The organism is Streptomyces sp. NPDC054840 (assembly GCF_053611065.1).
Genome location: NZ_JBSGZP010000441.1, coordinates 1 through 6,318, shown reverse-complemented (window position 1 = coordinate 6,318; position 6,318 = coordinate 1). Strand labels below are relative to the sequence as shown.

Annotated in this window: 7 protein-coding genes; 1 reads left to right on the top strand and 6 read right to left on the bottom strand. The window is 71.8% G+C overall.

The features are described from left to right. The 6 genes from ACWGIU_RS26310 to ACWGIU_RS26285 all read right to left on the bottom strand — a co-directional run. Positions 1-905: cation diffusion facilitator family transporter (locus ACWGIU_RS26310; RefSeq protein ID WP_453709725.1), on the bottom strand; the 905-nt coding region annotated here is incomplete at its 3' end. Positions 906-977: 72 nt separating this feature from the next. Next, positions 978-2,135, bottom strand: coding sequence for a mannose-6-phosphate isomerase, class I (gene manA / locus ACWGIU_RS26305; RefSeq protein WP_453709723.1), 1,158 nt, complete (start codon positions 2,133-2,135; stop codon positions 978-980). 37 nt (positions 2,136-2,172) lie between these two features. After that, the gene (locus ACWGIU_RS26300; protein WP_453709721.1) at positions 2,173-3,306 is read right to left on the bottom strand and encodes an SIS domain-containing protein; all 1,134 of its coding nucleotides are present in this window, start codon (positions 3,304-3,306) and stop codon (positions 2,173-2,175) included. A gap of 89 nt (positions 3,307-3,395) precedes the next feature. Beyond that, positions 3,396-3,581, bottom strand: coding sequence for a Trm112 family protein (locus ACWGIU_RS26295; protein WP_030015246.1), 186 nt, complete (start codon positions 3,579-3,581; stop codon positions 3,396-3,398). 252 nt (positions 3,582-3,833) lie between these two features. Next, entirely contained in the window at positions 3,834-5,204 is a 1,371-nt protein-coding gene (locus tag ACWGIU_RS26290) for a phosphomannomutase/phosphoglucomutase (protein WP_453709719.1), read from the bottom strand. Between the two features lie 78 nt (positions 5,205-5,282). Next, a complete protein-coding gene (locus ACWGIU_RS26285; protein ID WP_453709727.1) occupies positions 5,283-5,732 on the bottom strand; it encodes a DUF3499 domain-containing protein in 450 nt (149 codons plus the stop codon). 15 nt (positions 5,733-5,747) lie between these two features. Here ACWGIU_RS26285 and ACWGIU_RS26280 point away from each other — a divergent pair, with 15 nt between their 5' ends. Beyond that, on the top strand, positions 5,748-6,227 hold the full coding sequence (locus ACWGIU_RS26280) for a metallopeptidase family protein (protein ID WP_453709717.1): 480 nt from the start codon (positions 5,748-5,750) through the stop codon (positions 6,225-6,227). Positions 6,228-6,318: the final 91 nt, after the last annotated feature.

Below are 6,318 nucleotides of genomic sequence, written 5' to 3'. Positions count from 1 at the left end.
CGGTAGATGTCCGGCTCCAGGTAGATCACCCGGGCGATCGGGACCGCCTCGCGGATGCGGGCCTCGGCCGCGTTGATCGCGTCGGCCACCTGGGTCGCGGTGTCGTGGCCCTCGACCGCGATCTTGGCGGCGACCAGCAGCTCCTCCGGGCCCAGGTGCAGGGTGCGCATGTGGATCACGCGGGTGACGACGTCCCCGTCGACGAGCGCGTTCTTGATCTTCTCGGTCTCTTCGATGCCTGCGGCCTCGCCGAGCAGCAGCGACTTGGTCTCCGCGGCCAGCACGATCGCGATCACGATGAGCAGGACGCCGATGCACAGGGTGCCGATGCCGTCCCAGACGCCGTTGCCCGTCAGCAGGGCGAGGCCGACACCGCCGAGGGCCAGCACCAGGCCGACGAGCGCGCCGAGGTCCTCCAGGAGGACGACGGGCAGCTCGGGGGCCTTGGCCCGCCGGACGAACTGGGTCCAGGTCTGCTTGCCGCGGATCTCGTTCGACTCCTTGATCGCGGTACGGAAGGAGAAGGACTCGGCGATGATCGCGAAGACGAGGACGCCGACCGGCCAGTACCAGGCCTCGATCGCGTGCGGGTGGTTGATCTTCTCGATGCCCTCGTAGATGGCGAACATGCCACCGACGGTGAAGAGCACGATGGAGACCAGGAACGCGTAGATGTAGCGCTCGCGCCCGTACCCGAAGGGGTGCTGCGGCGTCGCCTCGCGCTGGGCCTTCTTGCCGCCGAGGAGCAGCAGTCCCTGGTTCCCGGAGTCGGCCAGCGAGTGGACGCTCTCCGCGAGCATCGACGAGGAGCCGCTGAAGAGGAATGCCACGAATTTGGCTACAGCGATGGCGAGATTGGCGGCGAGTGCCGCCACGATCGCCTTGGTACCGCCCGACGCGCTCATGGGTGCAGGGTGTCCTTCCTAGCCACTGACTACCGGCCGCACATTGTTGCAGCCGATGGGAGGGACGCTACGTCAGACCACCACGGAGGCGCGGAAGATCGTCCCGCTTCCTGACAGTTCGACCTTTTCGCCCGCCGGTACGAAGACCGACTCGCCAGGAGTCAGGGTCAGTTCGCCGGCCTGCGGGGAGCCCGCAGTGCAGAGCAGGATCTGCGGGGCGTCGTGCGGGAGCACGCGGGAGGCACCGCCAGGGGCGAGGAGGAAGCGGGAGAGCCGGAATTCGTCGATGGGGGTCTCGTAGACCTCCTCGGCGTCGCCCTCGGGGCGCAGCCGGTTCGGGTCGCCCGGCTCGAACTTCGCGATCTTCAACAGCTCGGGCACGTCCACGTGTTTGGGGGTGAGCCCCGCGCGCAGCACGTTGTCCGAGTTGGCCAGCAGTTCGACGCCGAGGCCGTCGATGTAGGCGTGCGGGACGCCGGCGCCGAGGAACATGGCCTCGCCGGGCTGGAGTCGGACGTGGTTGAGCAGCATCGCCGCGATGACTCCCGGATCGCTCGGGAAGTGGTGGACCAGCGTGGCGTACGGGGTGTACCGGCCGCCGAGGCGCGTGACGGCGGCGGCGACCTCGTGCAGGGTGTGCGCCATCTCGGCGCGGTCCGCGGTCAGTACGGCCGTCAGCATCTCGCGCAGGGCGGCCTCTTCGGGGTGCGCGCGCAGCAGGTCGACGTACGGCTTGAGGCTGTCCACGTCCAGACCCGCCAGGAGATCTGCGGCCTCCAGCGGCGGGCGGAAGCCGCACAGCCCGTCGAAGGGGGTGAGCGCGCAGATCATTTCGGGCTTGTGGTTGGGGTCCTTGTAGTTGCGGTGGTCCGCGTCGATCGGGACCCGGCGGCGCTCCTCGTCCTCGAAACCCGCCCGGGCCTGGACCAGGTCGGGGTGGACCTGGAGGGAGAGCGGGGCTCCGGCCGCGAGGATCTTGAACAGGAAGGGCAGCCGGGGGCCGAACTTGGCGACGGTGGCGGCGCCCAGCTCGCCTTCGGGATCGGCGGCGATGACGTCCGAGAGCGCCCGCTCGCCCGCTCCCCGGTCGATGCGGGAGGGAGCGCCCGGGTGGGCCCCCATCCACATCTCTGCCTGGGGCTCGCCGGTGGGTGCGACACCGAGGAGCGTGGGGATGGCCGTGGTGGATCCCCAGGCGTAGGGGCGGATCGTGTTCGTCAGGCGGTCCATCGTCGTCTTCCTGGATAGAGCTGGGTACTTCAGTGCCTCAGCTGTGTCCCCCGGAAGCCAACGCCAGGTAGGCGGTGGCGAAATCCGTGACGGCGAGGAGTTCGGCGAGCTGCTCCAGCTCGACGCCCTCCTCCGGTTCGAGCTCGCTGACCGCCGTGTCGTGGCTGAGGGCGAGCTCGCGTGCGGCGGGGGCGGCGGTGAGGCCACCGGTCGGCCGGTCACGCAGCAGGACGATGCGGGCGCGAAGGGCCTGGGGCTCTTCGACCCGGTCACGGAAGAAGTCGTCGGGGTCGGCGCCGGCGGCGAGGGATCCGGCGAGCAGGACGCCGTGGGCGGGCAGCGCTTCGGGAAGCACGGCGGCGAGGGCGGGGCGGCCGGCGAGCTCGGCGAGGGTGGCGGCGAACCGGCGGCCGGCGGGCGCGGCGCCGGTGCCCTCGCTCCAGATGAGCGGGAGGGAGTCGGCCAGCTCGGCGGCGAGGGTCTTGGCCGGGTTGGAGTAGGTGGCGATGGCGGGCCCGCAGCGTTCCGCGGTCCGGTCGAGCCGGTCGGCGACGAGCTGCAGGGTGTCCGGGGCGGCGGTGATCAGGCCGACTTTGTCGAGGAGCAGCAGCAGCGGCGTCAGCAGGGCCCACAGGGCGCCGGGTCCGGCCGCGGCGGATTCGTCGTACTCCTGGTACGGGGCCTTGGCCATCGGTACGAGGAGCCCGTGCGCGCCGTCCACCGCCTCGCTCAGCGGTGAGCGCTCGGGGGCGACGGCGACGACGGTGCAGCCGCGGCGGTACGCCTGCTCGGCGAGGACGGCGAGCCCGGGCTCGGTGCCGTCGGTGGTGGCCAGGAGCAGCAGGTCGACGGGGCCGGCCCAGCCCGGCAGGGTCCAGCGCAGCGCGCCGGCCGCGTGGGCGACGCCGGTGGGGTCCAGCCTGATGACGGGCGCGGAGGCTCCGGCGAGGGCGCCGAGGAGGTCGGCGACGCCGGTGGCGGCGGTGCCGGGCCCGGCGATCAGGACGGAGCGCGGGCGGCCGTCGGGGCGCAGCTCGGCGAGGCCGGCCTCGGTCGCGTGCCGGGCGGCGGTACGGACTCTGGCTCCGGCCTCGGCCGCACCGCGGAGCAGGCCCCGGCGGTCGACGCGGGCGAGATCGTCCGGTGCGTCGAGGAGCGACTCGTCGAGCATGGCGGCCTCCGGCGGTGTTGACGGATCCAGGGGTGGCGGAATCGGTCTCAGCGTCTGCGTCTGCCCTTGCTTCGCGGGCGCGGCAGGGGTCAGGCGGGGCGGCGGGCCTCGTCCACGAGGAGCACGGGGATGCCGTCACGGACCGGGTACGCGAGGCCGCAGTCCTGGCCGGTGCAGATCAGCTCGGGGGCCGTCTCGTCGGCCGACTTGTCCTCGAGAGGGGAGTGGCAGGCGGGGCAGGCGAGGATCTGCAGGAGGCCGGCTTCGAGCGGCATGGGGCGATTCCCTTCGGGCATGTGGGTGGGGCGAGGTCAGCGTACCGCCGAGTACTCGCCGATGCGGTGTCGTGGGGCGGGTGTGGGACGGAGCCGGGGCCCGGCGTACGGGCGGACCCGGCTCCGCCGGTTTCCGCGCTCCGCCCGGGCCCGCGCCTCCACGCCGGCGGGGCTGTGTTCACGGAGCCCGGATCCCGGGTGCGGGCCGCAAGGCCCGTGCCCGCACCCGGACGCCGGCAGGGCTGGGAAGGGTCAGGCGCGGATGAGGGCGAGGACCTCGTCGCGGACCTTCGCCAGAGTGGCCTCGTCCCGGGCCTCCACGTTCAGGCGGAGCAGCGGCTCGGTGTTGGAGGCGCGGACGTTGAACCACCAGTCCTCGGCGGTCACCGTCAGACCGTCCAGCTCGTCGACGGTGACACCCTCGACATCGCCGTAGGCCGCCTTCACCGCCGCGAGCCGGGCCGCCTGGTCCGCGACCGTCGAGTTGATCTCCCCCGAACCCGCGTACCGGTCGTAGGAGGCCACCAGCTCCGACAGCGGACCGTCCTGGCCCCCCAGGGCCGCCAGCACGTGCAACGCCGCCAGCATGCCCGTGTCCGCGTTCCAGAAGTCCTTGAAGTAGTAGTGCGCCGAGTGCTCACCACCGAAGATCGCGCCCGTCTTCGCCATCTCCTCCTTGATGAAGGAGTGACCCACACGGGTCCGCACCGGCGTGCCGCCGTTCTCACGCACCACCTCCGGCACCGACCAGGAGGTGATCAGGTTGTGGATCACCGTGCCCGACCCGCCGTTACGGGCCAGCTCACGGGCCGCGACCAGCGCCGTGACCGCCGACGGCGACACACCCGCACCCCGCTCGTCCACGATGAAACACCGGTCCGCGTCACCGTCGAACGCGATCCCCAGATCCGCGCCCTCCGCCAGGACACGGGCCTGGAGGTCCACGATGTTCTTCGGGTCCAGGGGATTCGCCTCGTGGTTCGGGAACGTCCCGTCCAGCTCGAAGTACATCGGCACCACGTCCAGCGGCAGACCCTCGAACACCGTCGGAACCGTATGGCCGCCCATGCCGTTGCCCGCGTCCACCACGACCTTCAGCGGCCGGATCGACGTCAGGTCCACCAGACCCTTGAGGTGAGCGGCGTAACCCGGGAGGCTGTCCAGCTCGGTGACCGTGCCCGCGACCGTGCCCTCGGGAACCGCCGGGGCCCCCTCGTCGGACCACTTCTCGACCAGCTCACGGATCTGCCCGAGACCGGTGTCCTGACCCACCGGAGCTGCGCCGGCACGGCACAGCTTGATGCCGTTGTACCTGGCCGGATTGTGCGAGGCCGTGAACATCGCACCCGGCAGACCCAGCGAGCCCGACGCGTAGTACAGCTGGTCCGTCGAGCAGAGCCCGATCAGGGTGACATCCACCCCACGCGCCGCCGCACCCCGTGCGAAAGCGGCGGACAGTCCCGGGGACGAGGGCCGCATGTCATGACCGATCACGATCGCCGCAGCGCCCACGACCTCCACGAACGCGGCACCGAACAGCTCGGCCAGGGATTCGTCCCACTCGTCCGGCACGACACCACGCACGTCATACGCCTTGACGATGTTCGAAAGATCTGCGGCCACTGCCTGCCCTCCTGAAGGTCCTGTGCGGTTCAGCAAACCTATCCTGAACCATGAGCGGCTCTTCAGGCCGTCGGAGCGTCAGGAATCGGGCGATCTCAGGACGCGCAGGTGTCCACGACGGGTCTCGCCGGTGGACGGGCCACCCTGGCCGGGACCGCCGGCCTCGGCCGTGCGCCTCGGCGGGCGGGCGGCTTCGCGGACGGCGTTGGCGAGGGCTTCGAGGTCGTCGCCGCTGGGGCGGGACGGCCCGGAGCCGTCGGACAGGCGCACGACGTCCCAGCCCCGGGGGGCGGTCAGGCGCTCCGAGTGCTCGGCGCACAGGTCGTAGCAGTGGGGTTCGGCGTAGGTGGCGAGCGGGCCGAGAACTGCGGTCGAATCGGCGTAGACGTACGTCAGTGTCGCGACGGCAGGGCGGCCGCACGCAGTGCGCGAACAGCGACGTACAAGGCTCACGATGTTGGACGGTACCGCACTCTTGACCGGGCCGCGACGACTCCACCACCGCTCACTCCCCCGTGTCGTGCTCAGGGCTACCCTGCGGGGGTGACGGACACCCCTCTTCCTCCCTGCCCCGCCGAGCCTCCCGCGGGGGGCCGGGCCGAGCCGCGCCCGCGTCGGCGGGACCGGCACGGGCGCGGGATGCGCGGTCCGGTGGCCCCTCCCCAGGTGCCGCTGTCGGCGAGCCGGTCGGAGCTGTTCGGGGACCTCGTACGGGATTCCGTGGAGCGGCTGGAGCGGCGCTGGCCGCAGCTGGCCGAGGTGGAGTTCCTGATCGGTGACGTGCCCGGGCCGCCGGGCGGTCCGGACGGCGGCTGGAACGACGAGGCGGTGCCGCTGGGCGCGGTGTCGGAGTCGCGCGACGGGCGGCCCGCCCGGATCGTGGTCTTCCGGCGGCCGGTGGAGATCCGTACCAAGACGCGGGACGAGAAGGCGATGCTGGTCCACGAGATCGTCGTGGAGCAGGTGGCGGAGCTGCTGGGGCTCTCGCCGGAGACGGTGGACCCCCGGTACGGCGAGAACTAGTGCTGTGGCCGGGAAGGTTTGCCGGGTTGCGGCGTCCGGTGTGGTGCATCGCAAGGCGGAGGGCCGCGGCTCGTACTGGACGTACTTGCGC